Origin of the sequence: Thiohalobacter sp. (assembly GCF_027000115.1) — a bacterium.
GTDB lineage: Bacteria > Pseudomonadota > Gammaproteobacteria > Thiohalobacterales > Thiohalobacteraceae > JALTON01.
Window position 1 is genome coordinate 1 of the sequence record NZ_JALTON010000056.1, and the last position, 19,346, is coordinate 19,346.

The 19,346-nt window shown below is 67.2% G+C and carries 17 protein-coding genes and 4 tRNA genes; 7 read left to right on the plus strand and 14 right to left on the minus strand.

Features of this window, described 5'->3' with window-relative positions; all coding sequences use genetic code 11:
- The 5 genes from MVF76_RS11325 to MVF76_RS11345 form a co-directional block, all read left to right on the plus strand.
- A partial coding sequence (locus tag MVF76_RS11325) for a TolC family protein (RefSeq protein WP_297529197.1) occupies window positions 1–640 on the plus strand: 640 nt, incomplete at its 5' end.
- An 11-nt stretch (window positions 641–651) separates the two neighbouring features.
- Window positions 652–1,827: an efflux RND transporter periplasmic adaptor subunit gene (locus tag MVF76_RS11330; RefSeq protein ID WP_297529199.1), complete on the plus strand. Its 1,176-nt coding sequence runs from the start codon at window positions 652–654 to the stop codon at window positions 1,825–1,827.
- Window positions 1,828–1,839: 12 nt separating this feature from the next.
- The gene (locus tag MVF76_RS11335; protein ID WP_297529201.1) at window positions 1,840–4,944 is read left to right on the plus strand and encodes an efflux RND transporter permease subunit; all 3,105 of its coding nucleotides are present in this window, start codon (window positions 1,840–1,842) and stop codon (window positions 4,942–4,944) included.
- Between the two features lie 31 nt (window positions 4,945–4,975).
- Window positions 4,976–5,299: a P-II family nitrogen regulator gene (locus MVF76_RS11340; RefSeq protein WP_297529203.1), complete on the plus strand. Its 324-nt coding sequence runs from the start codon at window positions 4,976–4,978 to the stop codon at window positions 5,297–5,299.
- A gap of 8 nt (window positions 5,300–5,307) precedes the next feature.
- Complete coding sequence (locus MVF76_RS11345) at window positions 5,308–7,221, plus strand: heavy metal translocating P-type ATPase (RefSeq protein ID WP_297529205.1); 1,914 nt, start codon at window positions 5,308–5,310, stop codon at window positions 7,219–7,221.
- A 19-nt stretch (window positions 7,222–7,240) separates the two neighbouring features.
- On the opposite strand, the gene MVF76_RS11350 is transcribed toward MVF76_RS11345, so the two are convergent.
- The 11 genes from MVF76_RS11350 to MVF76_RS11400 form a co-directional block, all read right to left on the minus strand.
- Window positions 7,241–7,327: transfer RNA gene (locus MVF76_RS11350), tRNA-Leu, on the minus strand.
- 125 nt (window positions 7,328–7,452) lie between these two features.
- Window positions 7,453–7,526: transfer RNA gene (locus MVF76_RS11355), tRNA-Cys, on the minus strand.
- Window positions 7,527–7,605: 79 nt separating this feature from the next.
- Window positions 7,606–7,681, minus strand: a tRNA-Gly gene (locus MVF76_RS11360).
- A gap of 54 nt (window positions 7,682–7,735) precedes the next feature.
- On the minus strand, window positions 7,736–8,323 hold the full coding sequence (gene pgsA / locus MVF76_RS11365) for a CDP-diacylglycerol--glycerol-3-phosphate 3-phosphatidyltransferase (RefSeq protein WP_297529207.1): 588 nt from the start codon (window positions 8,321–8,323) through the stop codon (window positions 7,736–7,738).
- Between the two features lie 3 nt (window positions 8,324–8,326).
- Window positions 8,327–10,153, minus strand: coding sequence for an excinuclease ABC subunit UvrC (gene uvrC / locus MVF76_RS11370; RefSeq protein WP_297529209.1), 1,827 nt, complete (start codon window positions 10,151–10,153; stop codon window positions 8,327–8,329).
- Entirely contained in the window at window positions 10,150–10,782 is a 633-nt protein-coding gene (locus MVF76_RS11375; protein WP_297529211.1) for a uracil-DNA glycosylase, read from the minus strand. Before MVF76_RS11375 ends, uvrC begins: the two co-directional genes overlap by 4 nt.
- A complete protein-coding gene (locus tag MVF76_RS11380; protein ID WP_297529213.1) occupies window positions 10,775–12,199 on the minus strand; it encodes a thioredoxin-like domain-containing protein in 1,425 nt (474 codons plus the stop codon). The genes MVF76_RS11375 and MVF76_RS11380 overlap by 8 nt, the downstream gene beginning before the upstream one ends.
- 52 nt (window positions 12,200–12,251) lie before the next feature.
- Window positions 12,252–12,902, minus strand: coding sequence for a UvrY/SirA/GacA family response regulator transcription factor (gene uvrY, locus MVF76_RS11385; RefSeq protein ID WP_297529215.1), 651 nt, complete (start codon window positions 12,900–12,902; stop codon window positions 12,252–12,254).
- 281 nt (window positions 12,903–13,183) lie between these two features.
- Window positions 13,184–13,384: a hypothetical protein gene (locus MVF76_RS11390; RefSeq protein ID WP_297529217.1), complete on the minus strand. Its 201-nt coding sequence runs from the start codon at window positions 13,382–13,384 to the stop codon at window positions 13,184–13,186.
- A gap of 105 nt (window positions 13,385–13,489) precedes the next feature.
- Window positions 13,490–14,077: a YceI family protein gene (locus MVF76_RS11395; protein ID WP_297529219.1), complete on the minus strand. Its 588-nt coding sequence runs from the start codon at window positions 14,075–14,077 to the stop codon at window positions 13,490–13,492.
- Window positions 14,078–14,083: 6 nt separating this feature from the next.
- The gene (locus MVF76_RS11400; protein WP_297529221.1) at window positions 14,084–14,641 is read right to left on the minus strand and encodes a cytochrome b; all 558 of its coding nucleotides are present in this window, start codon (window positions 14,639–14,641) and stop codon (window positions 14,084–14,086) included.
- Between the two features lie 105 nt (window positions 14,642–14,746).
- Here MVF76_RS11400 and MVF76_RS11405 point away from each other — a divergent pair, with 105 nt between their 5' ends.
- On the plus strand, window positions 14,747–15,667 hold the full coding sequence (locus MVF76_RS11405; RefSeq protein ID WP_297529223.1) for a LysR family transcriptional regulator: 921 nt from the start codon (window positions 14,747–14,749) through the stop codon (window positions 15,665–15,667).
- Between the two features lie 51 nt (window positions 15,668–15,718).
- Here MVF76_RS11405 and MVF76_RS11410 read toward each other — a convergent pair whose 3' ends face one another.
- Together MVF76_RS11410 and MVF76_RS11415 are read right to left on the minus strand one after the other, a co-directional pair.
- The gene (locus tag MVF76_RS11410; protein WP_297529225.1) at window positions 15,719–16,048 is read right to left on the minus strand and encodes a hypothetical protein; all 330 of its coding nucleotides are present in this window, start codon (window positions 16,046–16,048) and stop codon (window positions 15,719–15,721) included.
- A 59-nt stretch (window positions 16,049–16,107) separates the two neighbouring features.
- Window positions 16,108–17,028 carry a LysR family transcriptional regulator gene (locus MVF76_RS11415; protein ID WP_297529227.1) on the minus strand — a complete coding sequence of 307 codons (921 nt, stop codon included), beginning with the start codon at window positions 17,026–17,028 and terminating at the stop codon, window positions 16,108–16,110.
- A 290-nt stretch (window positions 17,029–17,318) separates the two neighbouring features.
- Here MVF76_RS11415 and MVF76_RS11420 point away from each other — a divergent pair, with 290 nt between their 5' ends.
- Window positions 17,319–18,728, plus strand: coding sequence for a ribulose-bisphosphate carboxylase (locus tag MVF76_RS11420; protein ID WP_297529229.1), 1,410 nt, complete (start codon window positions 17,319–17,321; stop codon window positions 18,726–18,728).
- A gap of 262 nt (window positions 18,729–18,990) precedes the next feature.
- Here the strand turns inward: MVF76_RS11420 and MVF76_RS11425 are convergent.
- A tRNA-Ser gene (locus MVF76_RS11425) sits at window positions 18,991–19,080 on the minus strand.
- Between the last annotated feature and the right edge of the window lie 266 nt (window positions 19,081–19,346).

Consider the following 19,346-nt stretch of genomic DNA (forward strand, 5'->3'; position numbering starts at 1 on the left):
GGCCAGCAGGCCGTTGCGGTCCCCGGCCCTGCCCGCCCTGCCGGCCGAGGCCGGGGACCGCAACGGCCTGCTGGCCCTGCTGGACCGCTCGCCCCTGCTCCGCCGGGCGCTGGCCGAAGCCGCGGTGGCCGAGGCCCGGGTCGGCGAGGCGCAGGCGGAACGCCGACCCGATCCCACCCTGTCCCTGCGCGGCGGCCGCGAAACCGACGAGCGTCTGGTAGGGCTGGCGGTGTCCATACCGCTGTTCGTGCGCAACGACTTTTCCGCCGAGGTGACCGCGGCCCAGGCCGAGGCGGCCCGCGCCCAGGCCGAACGCGACCGGCTGCGCCGCCGCGCCCTGGCGCGCCTGGAGGCGGCCACCGTGCGCTACCGGCTGACCCGCGAGGCCCTGAACAACTGGCGCGGCCAGGGCCGGCAGAGCCTGGAGGACCGCACCCATCTGCTCGGCCGCCTGTGGCGGGCCGGAGAGATCGGCGCCACGGAATACCTGGTGCAGTTGCAGCAGACCCTGGACACCCGCGCCGCCGCGCTGGAACTGGAGCGCGAGGCCTGGCAGGCCTGGGTCGAATGGCTCGACGCCGCCGGCCAGGCCAGCGCCTGGCTCGGTCTCCCGCAATCCCGCCCCGAACCCGACGCCTGAGGAATACACCGATGCGTTACCTGATTTCCCTGATTGCCCTTCTCGCGCTCGCCAGCCAGCCCTTTACGCTGGTCGCGGGCCCCGGTCACGACGAACCTGCAACCTATGCCGACACGGACGCCGAAACAGGCCACGGAGACGGCGACGAACACGGTGAGGAAGAGGCCGAAGGCCATCTCGAAATGGATGCCGAGGCACGCGCGCGCCAGGGCATCGTCACCGCGCCCGTCCGTCGCCAGCGCCTGAGCGCGCTGGTCACCGCGCCCGCCGAAGTGACGCTCAACCTCTATCGCTCGGCGCAGGTGACGCCGCGCATCCCGGCCCAGGTCGTGGCCCGTCACGCCCGTCTCGGCGACAGCGTGAAGCCCGGCCAGAAGCTGGTCACCCTGTCCAGCGTGGACATGGCGGACGCGCAGGGCGCGCTGCTGATCGCCGACCGGGAATGGCAGCGGGTTCGCAAGCTGGGCCGCAAGGTGGTTTCCGAACGGCGTTACATCGAGGCCCAGGTGGCCCGCCAGCAGGCCTACGCCCGCGTCCTCGCCTACGGCATGAGCGAACGCCAGATCGATGCCCTGCTCAGGGAAGCCAAACTGCAACGTGCCGACGGGAGTTTCGATCTGTCCAGTCCCATCGAAGGCCGGGTGATCAGCGATGCATTCGTGGTCGGCGAGCTTGCCGAACCCGGCACGCTGCTGTTCGAGATCACCGATGAGTCCCGGTTGTGGGTGGAAGCCCGCGTGTCTGCGGAACAGGCCGCGGAGATCGATGTCGGCGCCGCCGCCCGGGTACGCACGGCGGATGGCAACTGGGTGGAGGGCCGCGTCATCCAGCGCCATCACCGCGTCGACGAAACCACGCGCACCCTGGCCATTCGCATCGAGGTGGACAACCGCGAGGACCGGCTGCACCCCGGGGAGTTCCTGGAGGTCGCCATCGAGACGCGCGCGAGCGCACCCGTGGTCGCCGTGCCCGAAAGCGCGGTGGTCCTGTTCCAGGGCGCACCCGCGGTCTTCAAGCTGGAGGGCGACGAACTGCATCCCCAGCCCGTCGAGATCGGCCCGCAACGGGCCGGGCACGTGCTGATCGATGCTGGCCTGGAACCCGGCGAGGAAGTCGTGGTCAAGGGCGCCTTTCTGCTGAAGTCCCTGCTGCTGAAGTCGCAGATGGGCGAAGGCCACGGGCACTGAGGAGCCGCACAGATGCTGAACAAACTGGTCGAAGTCTCGCTGCGCTACAAGTTCCTGGTCATCATCGGCTTTCTCGTCGTCGCGGCACTCGGCTGGCGCGCGGTCACGACCGTGCCCATCGATGCCTTCCCCGATGTCACGCCCACCCAGGTCAACATCTATACCGAATCGCCCGGGATGGCTGCCGAGGACGTGGAACAGTTGCTCACCTTCCCCATAGAGTCGGGTATGGCCGGACTGCCCGGGGTGAAGGAGATCCGCTCGGTATCGCTGTTCGGACTGTCCTATGTCGCCGTCTACTTCGAGGACGACATGGACATCTATTTCACCCGCCGGCTGGTGATGGAACGGCTGCAGGAAGTCGCCGACCGCATCCCCGAGGGTTACGGCACGCCCGAGATGGGTCCCAACACCTCCGGCCTGGGCCAGGTGTTCTGGTATACGGTGGAAAAGGCCGACGAGAAGCTGGCCGCCGCCGGTGACGACGTCCAGACGCTCATGGACCTGCGTACCCTGCAGGACTGGACCGTCCGCCTCATCCTGCGCACCGCGCCGGGCGTCGACGATGTCATGTCCTGGGGCGGCCATGAGCGCCAGTTCCAGGTCGTTCTGGATCCGCTCAAGCTCATCGAGTACGGCCTGAGCTTCCGCGATGTGATCGAGGTCATCGAGAGCAACAACCGCCAGGTCGGCGGCCAGTACATCGACCAGGGTCCGGAGCAGTTCCTGGTGCGCGGCCTGGGACTGGTCACCGACGAAGCGGACATCGGCCGCATGGTGGTCAAGGTCGAGGACGGGACGCCGGTGTTCCTGCGCGACGTGGCAACCATCGAACAGGCCCCCGCGCTGCGTTTCGGCGCCGTCACCCGCGACGGCAAGGAGGTCGTGCTGGGCATGGCGCTGTCGCGTATCGGGGAGAACGCCAAGAACGTCGTCGACGCCGTGAAGGAAAAACTCGAGATCGTGCGCGCCGCGCTGCCCGACGACGTGACGGTGCGACCCATCTACGAACGCACCGACCTGGTCGAGAAGGCCGTGAACACCGCGGTCAAGGCCCTGATCGAGGGCTCGATCCTGGTCGCCATCGTGCTGTTCCTGTTCCTTGGCGAATTGCGCTCGGCCATCGTGGTCATCGCCGCGCTCCCGCTGGCAATGCTGATCGCCTTCATCATGATGGGCGAAACGGGCCTGTCGGCCAACCTGATGTCGCTGGCGGGCCTGGCCATCGGCATCGGCATGATGGTCGATGGCGCGGTGGTCATGACCGAGAACGCCTTTCGCATCATGGCCGAGCGCCGGGAACGCGGCGAGCAGGTGGACCGCACGGCCGCAGTGCTGGCGGCGGCCCGCGAAGTGGCCAACCCCATCGCCTTCGCGATCCTCATCATCATCGTGGTATTCCTGCCGCTGTTCTCGCTGGAAGGCCTGGAGGGCAAGCTGTTCAAGCCCATGGCCTTCAACATCAGCTTCGCCATGGCGGGCTCGCTCATCCTCACGCTGACGTTGATCCCGGTGCTCGCGGCTCTGATCCTGAAGCCCAAGGAGGAACGCGACACCTGGCTGGTGGCCCTGCTCAAGCGCCGCTATCTGCCACTGCTGGCCTGGTCCCTGACCAACCGCAAGAAGGTCGTGACCGCGGCGGTTGCCCTGCTGGTCGGCAGCCTGGCGCTGTTCCCGCTGCTGGGCAAGGAGTTCATGCCCCAGTTGCAGGAGGGCTCCATCATGTGGCGGGTCACCTCCATCCCCTCCACCTCTCTGGCGGAGTCCATCGAGATATCCAAGAAGATCGAGAATGCGCTCGGCGAATATCCCGAGGTCAATACCACGGTTGCCATGATCGGCCGAGCCGAGAAGGGCGAAACGGCGGACGTCAACTACATGGAGATCTATACCGAGCTCAAACCGCATGACGAATGGAGTTCGGACCGCTCGATCGAGGAACTCGCCGACGACATGCGCGAGACCCTGGAGCAGGTAGTACCCACCGCAGTGGTGGCCTTCACCCAGCCCATCCAGATGCGGGTGGAGGAACTCATCTCCGGCGTCCGGGCCACGCTGGCGGCCAAGCTCTATGGCGAAGACCTCGGAGAGCTGGACCGGCTCAGCCAGCGCATCAAGGACATCGTGTCCAAGGTGCCGGGCGTGGCCGATCTGTCCCTGGAAGCCAACATCGGCAAGCCCCAGATCCGCATCCAGGTCAACCGCGAGCAGCTCGCCCGCTACGGCCTGAATGCCGATCAGGTGCTCAACGTGGTGCGCAGCGGCATCGGCAACGAGCCCGTCTCCACCCTCATCGACGGCGTGAAGCGCTTCGATATCACGGTCCGGCTCACCGATGCCGCCAAGGCCAGTGTCGAGGCTATCCGCAACATCCCCCTGCGCACCCCGACCGGCGCCATCGTGCCCCTGCACAAGGTGGCGGACATCTCGGTCGCCGAGGGCTACTCCTTCGTGCGGCGCGAGCAGTTGCAGCGCTATGCGGTGATCCAGATGGACGTGCGGGGCCGGGACGTGGACGGCTTCGTGCAGGAGGCCAACGCCCTGCTGGAACGCGAGCTGGAAATGCCCCCGGGTTACTGGGTCGAATGGGGCGGCGCCTTCGAGAACCAGCAACGTGCGCTGAAGCGGCTGTCGATCATCGTGCCGATCACCATCTTCTTCATCTTCGTTCTGCTGTACACGGCCTTCAACTCGGTCAAGTACGCCACCCTGATCATCGCCAATGTGCCTTTCGCCACCATCGGTGGCCTGTTCGCCCTGTTCATCAGCGGCCAGTACCTGTCGGTGCCCTCGGCGATCGGCTTCATCGCGGTGTTCGGCGTGGCCATGCTCAACGGCATTGTGCTGGTATCCTTCATCAACGAGCTGCGGGAAAAGGGCCTGAGCGTGGGCGAGGCCGTGCGCAAGGGCGCCGAGCTGAGGCTGCGCCCGGTACTGATGACCGCCAGCGTGGCCATCCTCGGTCTCATTCCCATGCTGCTATCCTCGGGGGTGGGCGCGGAAACGCAACGCCCGCTGGCTTCGGTGGTGGTCGGCGGGTTGATCACCTCGACCCTGCTGACCCTGATCCTGCTGCCCGTGATCTACGAGTGGATCGAAACCCGGGACAGGAAGTGAACGTGGCGGCACCCGCCCAGGAGCAAATGACATGAAAGAGATCAAGGCCTTCATCCACCGCAACCGGGTGGCCGACGTGGTCCACGCGCTCGAGGCCGCCCGGTTGTGCGGTGAGCAGTGCAACCTGTCCGTGGTCGATGTCCGGGGGACGCTTTCCGCCCTGGACAACCGGGAAAGGGACTATTCCCTGGAACTGGGCGGCAAGGTGATCACCGAGGTCAAGCTGGAACTGGTGCTGCCGGACGATGTCGTCGACCAGGCGGTGACCATCATCCGCGACCAGGCCCGGACCGGACAGCCACGGGCGGGCTGGATATTCGTCAACGACATCGGCGACGCCATCCCCATCGAGTGAGGCTGCGCATGGGCTGCGGATGCGGAGAAACCGACTACGAAGGGCCCTGGTGGCGCTACCCGCCCCTGCGCAATGCCCTGCTCGCGGCCACGATCGCCTTGCTGGCCTTCGTGCTCGGCAGGACCGGGACCCTGGCCCCGGCCGTCGAAACCGGCCTCTACTGGCTGGCGATCCCGGTCGGGGCCTGGTACTGGGCCCGCGAGGGCCTGGAGGCCCTGCTGACGCACCGGGAGATCGGCATCTCCATCCTGATGCTGGCCGCGACCTTCGGCGCCGGCGCGCTGGGCCTGTGGGAAGAGGCGGCAGCGCTGGTAGTGCTCTACGCCATTGCCGAGGGCATCGAGGAATACACCTTCGCCCGCACGCGCAGGGCCATCCGCAGCCTGCTGGACCTTGCCCCCAAGCAGGCCCGCCTGTTGCGCGATGGCGAGGAGCATCTGGTCGAGGCCACTTCGCTCCGACCCGGAGACCGGATCCGTATCCGTCCCGGGGAGTCCGTGGCCACCGACGGCGTGATACTGGAGGGCGAGTCCAGCCTTGACGAATCGGCCGTCACCGGCGAGTCGGTGCCTGTCGACAAGGGTCCGGGCGACGCGGTATTCGCGGCCAGCATCAACGGCCAGGGGGCGCTCACCGTCGAGGTCACCGCCAGCTTCGAGGACAACACCCTCTCCCGCATCATCCATCTGGTCGAGGAGGCCCAGGACCAGAAGGGCCGGGCCCAGGCCTGGATGGAACGCTTCGGACGCCGCTACAGTCCTGCGGTACTGGCCACGGCGCTGGCCATGCTGTGGCTGCCCCTGGTCACACCCTGGTCACTGGCGTTCTGGACGGAGCGCGCCGTCTCCCTGCTGGTCGCGGCCGCGCCCTGCGCGCTGGTGATCTCGCTGCCCATTGCCATGGCAGCGGGCATCAGCGGTGCCGGCCGCCGCGGCATCCTCATCAAGGGTGGCGCCCATCTCGAACATCTGGGGGTGATTCGCACGATCGCCTTCGACAAGACCGGCACGCTCACCCACGGTCGCCCGGAGATCACCGACCTGCTCGCGCTCGACGGCGACGAACAGGCCCTGTTGCGGCAGGCCGCCGCGGTCGAACAGGCCTCGGAACACCCCCTGGCGCGGGCGGTGGTCCAGGCGGCCGAGCAGGCGGGCCTGGATATCCCCGACGCCGGCGGCTTCCAGGCACTCACCGGCGCGGGCGCGCAGGCGGACGTCGGCGGCGAGCGCTGGTTCGTCGGCAAGCCGGCGCTGTTCGAACAGATGGGCCTCGACCTGTCCCGGCTGCGGGAACCCGCCAGCCGCCTGGAGGACGAGGGCAAGACGGTGATCGTCGTCGGCACCGAACAGGCCGTCCTGGGCCTGATTGCCCTGCAAAACACCCTGCGCGAAAACGTGCGCGAGGTCATCGCCGGCCTGCACCGACTGGGCATCCGTACCATCATGCTCACCGGCGACAACGAGGGCACGGCACGACGGATCGCGGCGCAGGCGGGCATCGACGACGTCCGCGCCGGCTTGCGTCCGGAGGACAAGGTCGCGGCCGTCGAGGCACTGATGAAGGAAGGTCCCGTGCTGATGGTGGGCGACGGTGTCAACGATGCGCCCGCCCTGGCCGCCGCCACCTGCGGCATGGCCATGGGCGCTGCCGGTACCGATGCCGCCATCGAGGCCGCCGACATCGCGCTCATGGCCGATGACCTGGGCAAGCTGGAAGAGGCCATGCAGCTCGGTCGCAAGGCCCGCCGCGTCAGCCTGCAGAACATCGTGTTCTCCATCGCGGTGCTGGTGGTACTGATCCCCACCGGCGTCGGCGGCGTGATCAGCATCGCCACCGCCGTACTCGCCCACGAGGCCAGCGAACTGTTGGCCGTCGCCAACGGCCTGCGCGCCGGGCGACTGTCCGCAACGGCCGCCCACTGACAACGGCTTCCGGTCTGAATGGTGCCCGGGGCCGGAATCGAACCGGCACGGTGTCGCCACCGGGGGATTTTAAGTCCCCTGCGTCTACCAGTTTCGCCACCCGGGCAGGGAAACGGCGGTTCGGAAATTCTACAGGGATTGCCGGCGGCGCGGGTGGCGTCGTCTGCCGCAGTCCGGCAGGCGACACCCCGCGCCGGGTAAGGCTCGGGGACCTGATGGAAGGGAAGAAAATGGAGGCTGGGCCCGGAGTCGAACCGAGGTACACGGATTTGCAGTCCGCTGCATAGCCACTCTGCCACCCAGCCGGTGGAACTTGCCGGATCCTGAAGGAAAAGGCCCCGGTCGCCTTGACCACGACCGGGGCCCTTCAGCACCCTGGGAATTTGGAGCGGGAAACGGGTCTCGAACCCGCGACCTCAACCTTGGCAAGGTTGCGCTCTACCAACTGAGCTATTCCCGCTTCGAGAGCGCGATATTCTACTTCACCGCGCTGCCCTGTCAAGCGCCCAAGCGGCTAATTTTCCTTGTCGTTCGGGGCGGAAAGCAGCGGCCAGGCGGCCTTCAGATAGACGAACATGGACCACAGGGTCAGCACCGCCGCCAGGTACAGGAAGGCGACTCCCAGCTCGGCGGTGGGGATGGGGCCGATGGGCTCGCCGAACAGCAGCAGCAGGATGGCGATCATCTGCACCGTGGTCTTGACCTTGCCGATGGTGGACACCGCCACCAGCGCGCGCTCGCCGATCTCGGCCATCCACTCGCGCAATGCCGAGATGCTGATCTCGCGCCCGATGATGATAACCGCCGGCACGGCGATGAAGCCCCCGTGCAGACCCTCGATGGGCACCTGGTCGACCAGCAGCACCAGCGCCGCGGCCACCATCAGCTTGTCCGCCACCGGGTCGAGAAAGGCGCCGAAGGCGGAGGTCTCGCCCAGGCGGCGCGCCAGGTAGCCGTCCAGCCAGTCGGTGAGCGCCGCCAGCCCGAAGGTGGCGGTGGTGGCCCAGTGCACCCACGCGAAGGGCAGGTAGAAGATCAGCACCAGCACCGGGATGAGGGCGATGCGGATCAGGGTGAGTACGTTGGGCAGGTTGTAGTTCATGGTTCAGCTCTTGTCGCCATGGAAGGCATCATAGATCTGCTGGGCCAGCGCGCGGTTGATGCCGTTCACGCGACTGAGGTCCTCCACCCCGGCGCGGGCGATCTCGCGCAGGCCGCCGAACTGGCGCAGCAGCGCCTGCCGGCGCTTGGGTCCGACGCCGGGAATGGCCTCCAGCGGCGAGCGGCTGCGCTTGCGGCCGCGCTGCTGGCGATGGCCGGTGATAGCGAAGCGATGCGCCTCGTCGCGCACCTGCTGGATCAGGTGCAGCGCCGGCGAATCGGGGGGCAGGTCCACCGGCGGCCGGCCGGGCACGTGCAACAGCTCCCAGCCGGGACGCCGTTCCGGCCCCTTGGCGACACCGACCAGGGTGACGCCCTCCACGCCCAGTTCCTCCAGCACCTCGCGCGCGACACTGACCTGGCCCTTGCCGCCGTCGATCAGCAGCAGGTCGGGCAACTTGCCCTCGCCCTTCTGCAGCCGGGTGTAGCGCCGGGTGAGCGCCTGGCGCATGGCGCCGTAGTCGTCGCCGGGGGTGATGTCGCGGATGTTGAAGCGCCGGTAGTCGGATTTTAGCGGACCCTCGGCATTGAACACCACGCAGGAGGCCACGGTAGCCTCGCCGCGGGTATGGCTGATGTCGAAGCACTCGATGCGCTCGGGGGTCTCGTCCAGGGACAGCGCCGCCGTGAGCTGTTCCAGCCGCTGATGGATGCCGGCGCGGCTCGCCAGCCGGGCCTCCAGGGCATGGCGGGCATTGCGCACCGCCAGCGCCACCCAGCGCGCCCGTTCGCCGCGCACCCGGGCGCGCAGGCTCACCTTGCGCCCGGCCCGTTCGGTCAGCAGCGCGGCGATCATTTCGGCGTCGTCGGCCAACTCGTTGAGCAGGATCTCCTGCGGCGGCTCGTGCTCGAGATAGTACTGGCCGAGAAAGGCCGCCAGCACCTCGCCGGTCTCGGCGCCCTCGGGCACCCTGGGAAAGAAGTGCTTGTTGCCGAGATTGCGGCCGCCGCGGATGAAGAACACCTGCACGCAGGCCTGGCCGCCCTGCACCACCGCGGCCACGATGTCCAGGTCGCCCTTCTCGCCGCTCACGTACTGGCGCTCCTGCACCCGCCGCAGGCTGGCGATCTGGTCGCGATAGAGTGCGGCCCGTTCATAGTCCAGGCGCTCGGCGGCGGCGTCCATGCGCCGCGCGAGCTCGTCGACGATCTCGCTGTTGCGGCCCTCCAGAAAGAGAATGGTATGGCGCACGTCCTCGGCGTAATCCTGCTCGGAGATCATGCCCACGCAGGGGCCGCTGCAGCGATCGATCTGGTACTGCAGGCAGGGCCGCGAACGGTTGCGGAAGAAGCTGTCCTCGCACTGGCGCACCCGGAATACCTTCTGCAGGATGTTCAGGCTGTCGCGCACGGCCAGGGCATTGGGATAGGGCCCGAAGTAGCGCCCCTTGCCTCGGCGCGCACCGCGATGCAGCGAGATGCGCGGATAGGGCTGATCCGTGGAGACATGGATGTAGGGATAACTCTTGTCGTCGCGCAGCAGAACGTTGTAGCGCGGCTGATGTTCCTTGATGAGGGTGTGTTCGAGGATCAGCGCCTCGGACTCGGTGTGGGTGACGGTCACCTCCACCCGCACCGCCTGGCTCATCAGCGCCCGGGTCTTGGGCGGCAGGCTGGTCTTGCGGAAGTAGCTCGACACCCGCCGCTTGAGATTGCGCGCCTTGCCGACATAGAGCACCCTGCCCTCGGCATCCAGCATGCGATAGACGCCAGGGCTGCTGGTCAGGGTGCGCAGGAAGGCGCGCGCGTCGAAGGTCTCGTGCTCGCTCATCGGGCCAGGTTCCGGGCGCGTGCCACCACCTCGCGGAACATGGGCTCGGTGAGGCGGCGGGTCTGGGTGTTGTAGCGGCTGCAATGATAGGAGTCGATCAGAGTCAGTCCGCCGGGCAGGCGGTGCTCTGCGGCATGGCCGAAGTCGTGGGCCGACAGCTTCTCGCCCAGCGCACGCAGCACGGCATCGTGGGCGATGCGCCCGAGGGCCAGGATCACGCCCGGCCGCGGCAGGCGTTCGAGCTCGGCGGCGAGAAAGGCGTTGCAGGCGCGCACCTCGGCCGTGGTGGGCTTGTTCTGCGGCGGCAGGCACTTGACCGCGTTGGTGATGCGGCAGCCGACCAGACGCAGGCCATCGTCCACTGACACCGACTCCGGCGCCGAGGCCAGGTCGAGGGCGTGCAGGGTTTCATACAGCAGGATGCCGGCGTAGTCGCCGGTGAAGGGACGGCCGGTGGCGTTGGCCCCGTGCAGGCCGGGCGCCAGCCCCACGATCAGCAGGCGCGCGTCAGGGTCGCCGAAGGCCGGCACCGGGCGCGCGTGGTAACCCGGATGCGCCCTGCGCACCGAGTCCAGATGGTCCGCCAGCCGCGGACAGCGGCGGCAGTCGAGGTCGAAGGTCTCAGTCATGGATCTCCAGGGTCTCGGCGCTGCCGTCGGCGAGATCGACGCGCACCACTTCATGCGCATTGGTATTGGCGATGTAGAGGCTGTCCCCGGCGACGCTCAGCCCGCCCGGCTCGTCCAGCGGGTGGTCCAGCGTCAGGGTCGTGACCTGGCCGTCGGCGAGGCGGTAGCGACGGATGCGGTTGTTGAAGCTGTCCGCGATCCACAGGCAGCCCCGTCGGCTGTCCAGCGCGATGCCCAGCGGGTGCTGCAGGCGCGCCCCCCTGCCCACGCCATCCGCGTTGCCGAACTCGAACAGCCCCTGTCCGACGAGGGTGTTGACCCGGCCGGGCAGCAGGTGAATGTCGCGGATGGCCGAGGACTCGGCGTCGATCACATACAGATGACCCTCGCCCATGGCCAGGCCGGAGGGCTGGGCGAAGGCCGCCTCCGCCACCGGGGCGTCGACCAGGTCCTCGCGACCCCTGCCGGCATAGTGTTGCAGGCTGCGGTCGACCAGATCATACACCCGGATCTGGTGGCGTCCGGCCTCGGCGATGTACAGCCGGTTGCCGGCGCGGGCGAGGTCCCAGGGCGAATTGAGTCGGGCCTTTCGCGCATCGGCGAATTCGCGCTCCGCTCCCCGCCCCTGCCGGCCGTCGCCGATCAGGGTATCGACCTCGCCGCTGACCAGATCGATGCGACGCAGGGCGTGGTTGCCCCGATCCGCCACCAGCAGGTTGTCGCCGACGCGCAGCAGGCCCTGCGGCTCGTTGAAGCAGGCGATCTCGGCGCTGCCGTCCACCAGCCCCGGCTCGGTACCACCGAAGGCGCGCCGCAGGTTGCCGCCAAGGTCGAGTTCCAGCACCCGGTTGTGTCCGGTGTCGCTGACGTACAGGCGCTCGGCGGTCGCCAGCAGCTTGCCGGGGAACAGCAGCGGCCAGCCGGGCGCGGGGTTGCGGCTGATGGGCAGGGCGTGTCCGGGGGCACGGTCCACGGCTGCCAGCTGCTCGCCGATCACCCGGTCCAGCAACGCGCGCTTGCCCTCGCCGCGGGCGACGCCGACTGCGTAGCCCCGCGGGTCGATCACTACCAGGCTGGGCCAGGCCTTGATGCCATAGACCTTCCACAGCCGGAATTCCGGGTCATGCGCCACCGGATGGCGGATGTGATGGCGCTGGATGGCCTTGCTCACCTGATCGGCCACTTTCTCCTGCGGAAACTTGGGTGAGTGCACGCCGATCACCGCCAGCCGATCGCCATACTTGTGTTCGAGATAGTCGAGATCCGGCAGCACGTGCATGCAGTTGATGCAGCAGTAGGTCCAGAAGTCCAGCACCACCACCCGGCCGCGCAGCTCGGCAAGGGTCAGCGGGCGGCTGACGTTGAACCATTGCAGGCCGGCAGGGAACTCGGGGGCACGGACACGGGCTTCGTTCATGGATTCGAAGGGAAACCGATGGGATGGAGTCCGGGCCTGCCCGGAGGAAGGCTCAGGACGGCGCCGGATCGATACCGATCATGCCGTGACGCACGGCCAGATGGGTCAGCTCTACATCGTTGTCCACGCCCAGCTTTTCATACAGCCGATAGCGGTAGGTACTGACCGTCTTGGGGCTCAGGCACAGCCGGTCGGAGATGTCCTGGATGCTGTGCCCCTGGGTCACCATCAGCATCACCTGCATCTCGCGTTGCGACAACTTCTCGAACGGCGAGCGCTTGCCCCCGGGCAACATGTTCAGCGCCAGCGACTGAGCGATGTCCGCGCCCAGATAGCGTTCTCCGCGCACCACGGTGCGGATCGCCTGCACGATCTCGTCCACCGCGCAGCCCTTGGTGAGATAGCCCGTGGCACCGGCCTCCAGCATGCGGGTGGGATAGGGCTCGTCGACGTGCACCGTCACCACGATGATCTTCACGTCCGGGTGGATGTGCTTGAGCTTGCGGGTAGTCTCCAGGCCGCCGATGCCCGGCATGTTGACATCCATGATGACCACGTCCGGCTTCTCCTCCCGGACGAAGCGGATCGCCTCCTCGCCGGTGCTGGCCTCCCCGATCACCTTCATGTCGCGCTGGTCCTCGAGGATGCGCTTCAGACCGGTGCGGACCAGCTCATGGTCGTCGACTAGCAGCAGATTGATCATGGTCCCCCTCTGTCCCTCGCAACTGCACCGCAACAATTCCCTTTGTGCTTCGCGTGCGGCGGTACCGCGCGAAAATCATACCACAGGGACGGCGCCGGCAAAGGCCCCGGGGAGGCATGTGACCGGACAAAACTCCCCGTGGAATCAAGGACTCAGCCTGAGCGGCTGCGCATATCCTGCCAGCGCCACAGCAGCACCGCGGCCAGCGGCGAAGTCCAGCGGGCCGGCGGGCCAGCAGCGGTACCAGCAGCGCGGCCAGGCCGGTCAGCCCGTGGCGGACCTCACTCGCCGGCGGCGATGGCGGCGTTGGCGCGCGCCTTGTCGTAGCCGCCGTTGGTCACCCGGTGATCGCCCTCCACCCGCCACCCGGGCATCCCCATGGATGCCCAGGTGGCGGGGTAGCCGATGCCCTGCTCCGAGATCTGCGCATCCTCGGAGATGGTCCGTCCGCCCTCGGCGCGCTGACTGTAACAGACCTTCATCAGCGCCGTGGGCGCGTTGTCGGGGACGCGGGCGGGTCATGGGCGCCATGAACACTCGGTTGGGGAGTTCCAGCGAACCGTCGCGGATCGGCGTGAACAGATCGGTCATTGCCGGATGCCCTCGATGGACAGCCAGATGCGGATCTCCTCGGCGGCCGGACCCAGCTTCGGACCATCGTTCATCCGGTAGTCGGAGAGCCTGAGGGTGGTGGTGCCCTCAAAGCCACGCCGGTAGCCGCCCCAGGGGTCGTCGCCGGCACCGATCTGGCGCACGTCGATGGCGATGTCCTTTGTCACGCCGCGCAGCGTGAACTGCCCCTTCAGCGTGGCGGTGCCGTCGCCATGGTCCTCCCAGGCCGTGGACACGAAGCGCGCCTTCGGAAACTTCTTCACATCGAAGAAGCGTTCGCTGCGCAGATGCTTGTCGCGCTCGGCGTGGTTGCTGTCGAGGCTGGCCACGTCGATCTCCACCGCGACCCGGTTGTTGGCGGGGTTGTCGGCGTCGAAATCGAAGTCCCCGGAAAAGCGGTTGAAACGCCCCTCCAGCCAGCTGAAGCCGAGATGCTGGACACGGAAGGTGATGAAGGCATGCATGCCCCTGGTGTCGATAACATAGTGTTCAATGGCTGCCTGTGCCACCGTCATCGGCAGCAGGAACAGCAGGCCGAACAGCCAGTGTGTGCGCTTCGACATGATGACTCACTCCTCTCGGTTGTTCGCTGGCCGCAGCATGCGATGCAGCGTGGAATCACGGTTCACGAAATGATGCTTGAGCGCGGCCGCCGAGTGCAGCGCGACCAGCGCGATCAGCATGTGGGCCAGCCATTCATGGACCTCGCCCGCCACGTCCTCCTGGTTCTCGAAACCCTCGCCCAGCGCCGGCAGCTCCAGCCCGCCGAGCAGCGGCAGCGGGTGACCGTCGGCCGTGGTGATGAGATAGCCGGTCACCGGCAGCAGTGTCAGCAGCAGGTAGAAGACGCGATGCACGAGCAACGCCAGCCGCTGCTCCCAGGGACGACCCTCCATGGCGGGCAGCGGATTCGCCAGTCGCCAGCCCAGCCGGAGCACCAGCAGCAGCGCCGCGACCACGCCCAGCGTGCGGTGCAGGTCCGGCGCCCGCCGGTACCAGGGATGATCGTAGTCCAGCGCCACCATCCACAGCCCCAGCGGGTAGAGGATCAGGATCAGCACCGCCATCAGCCAGTGCAGGCCGATGGTCATGATCCCGAAGCTCGAAGCGGTGTTTCTCCAGCTCATCTCCATAGAGCGCCCCGCCTTTTCGAATGTTTCAGGCCATGTTAGGCATGGACTTTCGGCATTTAAAGTGAAATTATCTGGTTAACTCATTCGATATTTTTGAACATGCGGCCCAGCCTCTCCCTCGACGCCCTGACGGTGCTCGACACCATCGCCCGCCGCGGCAGCTTCGCCGCCGCCGCGGAGGCCCTGCACCGGGCGCCGTCGTCCGTGACCTATGCCGTGCGCAAGCTGGAAGAGGGACTGGGCGTAACCCTGTTCGACCGCCAGGGCCATCGCGCCCTGCTCACCCCGGCCGGCGAGGCCCTGTTGCGCGAGGGCCGCGACCTGCTCGGACTCGCCGACAGCGTCGCCCGCAACGTGCAGCGCGTGGCCGGCGGCTGGGAATCCGAACTGCGCATCGCCATCAGCGACCTGATTCCCTGGGAGCCGGTGCTGGACCTGCGCGAGGCCTTCGTCGCCGCCGCCCCCGAAACCCGGCTGCGGCTGTCGCGCGAGGTGCTGGGCGGCGCCTGGGATGCGCTGGTATCCGGGCGTGCCGATCTGGTGATCGGCGCGCCGGGCGACGGGCCACCGGGCGGCGGCTATGCCCTGGCACCGCTGGGCGAGGTCGAGTTCCTGTTCGTGGTGGCACCGCATCATCCGCTGGCCGACGCACCCGAACCGCTCGCACCCGAACAGATCCGTCCCCATCGCGCCATCGCCGCCGCGGACAGCTCCCGCGCCCTGCCGCCGCGGACCGTCGGCCTGCTGCCCGGCCAGCCGGTGCTCACCGTGCCCGATCTGGAAACCAAGCGCCTCGCGCACCTGCGCGGGCTGGGCGCGGGCTTCCTGCCCCGGCACCTGGTCGCCGACGATCTCGCGGCCGGCCGGCTGGTGACCAAACGCACCGAGGATGCAGCCAACAGCCGTGCCCGCCTGCACTACGCCTGGCGCAACCGCCACGCCGGCAAGGCGCTGGACTGGCTGCGCCAGCGCCTGACCGATCCCGCCACCGCGCCCGACTGGTTCGGCAGCCGGAAATGAAAATGGCGGGCCGAGGCCCGCCATTCCGTGCTCGGAGTCTTGTTTCGCGGTTCAGTCGGAATCACGGTAGTCCTCCTTCTCCCGGCGCTCTTCCGCCTCGTGGTCGCGATACCCGGAGCGTTCCCGCTCGCGGTACTGGTACTCGTAACGGTCATGGTCGTCATCCCGCTCGTAGCCTTCACGTTCGCGGTATTCCCCGCGATATTCCTGGTCCCGCCGTTTCTCGCCATCGTAGCGCTTCTCACATCGTTCGCGCGCCTGCTCGCCGACCTCGGCCCGGGATCCGGCCTCAGGGCCCTTGCCGCCCATCGGGCCACTCGCCTGCGCCCAGCCCGCGAGCGCCAGGGTCGCGACAACTGTCGTGATGATGATTTTCTTCATGATGACTTCCTCGTTGGTTGATGTGCGAGGAAGTGTCGCAGCCGAAGCTGAAACCAGGCTTAATCCGGCAAGCTGTGGCTGCCCAGCTCGCGGCCCTCGGGACCAGTCAGGAACTCCTGGAAGGCCCGGGCGATGGGCGGCAGACGCTTGTCGCGCCGGTGAACCAGGTGCCAGTGCCGGATGATCGGAAATTCCTCGACCTCCAGCACGACCAGCGTCCCGGCCATGAGTTCCAGGCGCAGCGTGTGCAGGGACACGATCCCCAGGCCGAGGCCGGCCTCGACGGCACGCTTGATGGTGGTGTTCGAGGTCGTTTCGATTCCGGTCTGCAGGCGGATGTCGCGCTCGCTGAAGAAACGCTCCATGGCGATGCGCGTTCCCGACTCGCGCTCACGCACCACGAAGGTCTCCTGCTCCAGACGCTGCAGCGGAATGGGGCCGGCCTCCTGTGCCAGGGGGTGGTCGGGTGACGCGATCACCACCAGCGGATTCTCCATGAACGCCTGCCCTTCCAGGTCGAGACCTTTGGGTGGCTGCCCCATGATGACCAGATCGGTCTCGTTGTTCTCCAGTTGGCCGAGCAGGGTCTTGCGGTTGGTCACGTCCAGCGAATAGCTGATGCCCTCGTAGCGCCGGGAGAACGCCGCAAGAATCCGCGTGGCAAAGGACTTGGCGGTGGTGGCGACGCTCAGGCGCAGGTGTCCACGCTGCACGCCCCGGAGGCTTGCCATCACCTCGTCGAGTTCCTGCAGCTGCTGCCCGATGCGCCGCGCGTAATCGTACACCTCCTGCCCGGCCTCGGTGAGGTAGAGGCGCTTGCCCATGCGTTCGAGCAGGGGCAGACCCGCCGCCTCCTCGAGCTGCCGAACCTGCATCGACACCGCCGGCTGGCTCAGGTGCAGCTCTTCGGCCGCACGGGTATAGCTGAGATGCCGGGCCACGGACTCGAAAAGGGTCAACTGGCGCAAGGTCAGGTGCATGAACAGGACTCCGTGGGCAGCGCAGCGGCGTGATCGTCAGGCCTCGCCCCGACACCGGATTCACTGCGCAAGGAAGGAAGCCGCCCGCAGACGGCCTGCCCACCCAAGATATAAGTGTTTATTTATGATAACCATCAGAACATCGAATTTTACTTATACCATTACACCCACGAAAATCAAGGTTATCAGCTGGACGAGCCGGGCCGCGTACGAGCAGCCACGCCCCGGCTGAAGGCACCGGCCCCGCCAGGCCGGTATTCCGACCAACCCGACACTACGAGAACGCGCCCATGGCACTCGACCAATCCAGCCGCTATTCCAACCTGGACCTGAAGGAAGAAGACCTCATCGCCGGCGACCGCCACCTGCTGGTGGCCTATCGCCTCAAGCCCGCCCAGGGCCACGGCTTCCTGACCGTCGCCGCACACGTCGCGGCCGAATCCTCCACCGGCACCAACGTGGAAGTCTCCACCACCGACGATTTCACCCGCGGCGTCGACGCCCTGGTCTATGAAATCGACGAGAACGCCTTCGGCGATGCCGGCGGCCTGGTGAAGATCGCCTACCCGGTCGAGCTGTTCGACCACAACCTGATCGACGACAAGCACGGTGTGGCCCACATGTGGTCGCTGATCCTGGGCAACAACCAGGGCATGGGTGACCATGTCGGCCTGCGCATGCTCGACTTCTACGTGCCCGAGTGCATGATCCGCAAGTTCGATGGTCCGGCCACCAACATCAGCCACATGTGGAAGGTGATGGGCCGTCCCGAGGTCGATGGCGGCTACGTCGCCGGCACCATCATCAAGCCCAAGCTGGGCCTGCGTCCCGAGCCGTTCGCCAAGGCCTGCTACGACTTCTGGCTGGGCGGCACCTTCATCAAGAACGACGAGCCCCAGGCCAACCAGACCTTCTGCCCCATGAAGGAAGTCATTCCGCTGGTGGCCCAGGCCATGGACCGCGCCCAGCAGGAGACCGGCGAGGCCAAGTTCTTCTCCGCCAACATCACCGCCGACTTCTTCGCCGAGCTGATCGCCCGCGGCGAATACGTGCTCAACGAGTTCGCGAAGTACGGCAACGAGGAACACGTGGCCTTCCTGGTGGACGGTTTCGTGGCCGGTCCCGCCGGTGTCACCACCGCCCGCCGCTACTTCCCCCGGACCTTCCTGCACTTCCATCGTGCCGGTCATGGGTCCCTGACCTCCTACAAGTCGCCGATGGGCATGGATCCGCTGTGCTACATGAAGCTGTCCCGCCTGATGGGTGCCTCCGGCATTCACACCGGCACCATGGGCTACGGCAAGATGGAAGGCCACGCCGACGAGCGCGTGCTGGCCTACATGCTGGAACGTGACGAGTGCCAGGGCCCCTACTTCAACCAGAAGTGGCATGGCATGAAGGCCACCACCCCGATCATCTCGGGTGGCATGAACGCCCTGCGTCTGGTCGGTTTCTTCGAGAACCTCGGCCACGCCAACGTGATCAACACCTGCGGTGGCGGTTCCTTCGGCCACGTCGACGGCCCCGCCGCCGGCGGCAAGTCGCTGATCCAGGCCTGGGAGTGCTGGAAGGCCGGCGCCGATCCGATCGAGTGGGCCAAGGAACACCGAGAATTTGCGCGTGCCTTCGAGTCCTTCCCGCACGATGCCGACAAGCTGTTCCCCGGCTGGCGCGAGAAGCTGGGCGTGCAGGCCGCCTGAGCCGCACCTCATTCCGGCCATCGACCCCCGCTTCGGCGGGGGTTTTTTGTGGTTGGGGAGTGGGACTTTCGCGGATTGGCGTATAGTCCTCTATTGTTTTTAGTGCGCTTTTTTGGCGGAGAGGGTGGGATTGGCTCCCTTCGGTCGCCGCTGCTCCGGCGCGGGGCGCCTCCGCGGTCGAACCCGTGTTTTGAGGACCGTGGGTTCGAATCCGGTACCTCGTATACACGCAAAAGGGGCCGGAAGGCCCCTTTTGCGTGTATGGCGGAGAGGGTGGGATTCGAACCCACGGAGGGCGTTAACCCTCGACGGTTTTCAAGACCGTTGCATTCAACCGCTCTGCCACCTCTCCAGAAAACTGCTGCCCCGCCACCGGCAACGTCGCGCGGCCTCGAGCCGCGCAACGCCGCAAGAGGGTGGGATTGATTCGGCGCTCCGCGCCTCACCCCTCCGGGGCGCCTCCGCTGCGCTGCGGCGTCGTCTCCCTCGCTGCGCTCGCTCGGCTCGAACCCACGGAGGGCGTTAACCCTCGACGGTTTTCAAGACCGTTGCATTCAACCGCTCTGCCACCTCTCCCGAAAATCGTATCCCGGCCACCGGCACCGTCGCGCGGCCTCG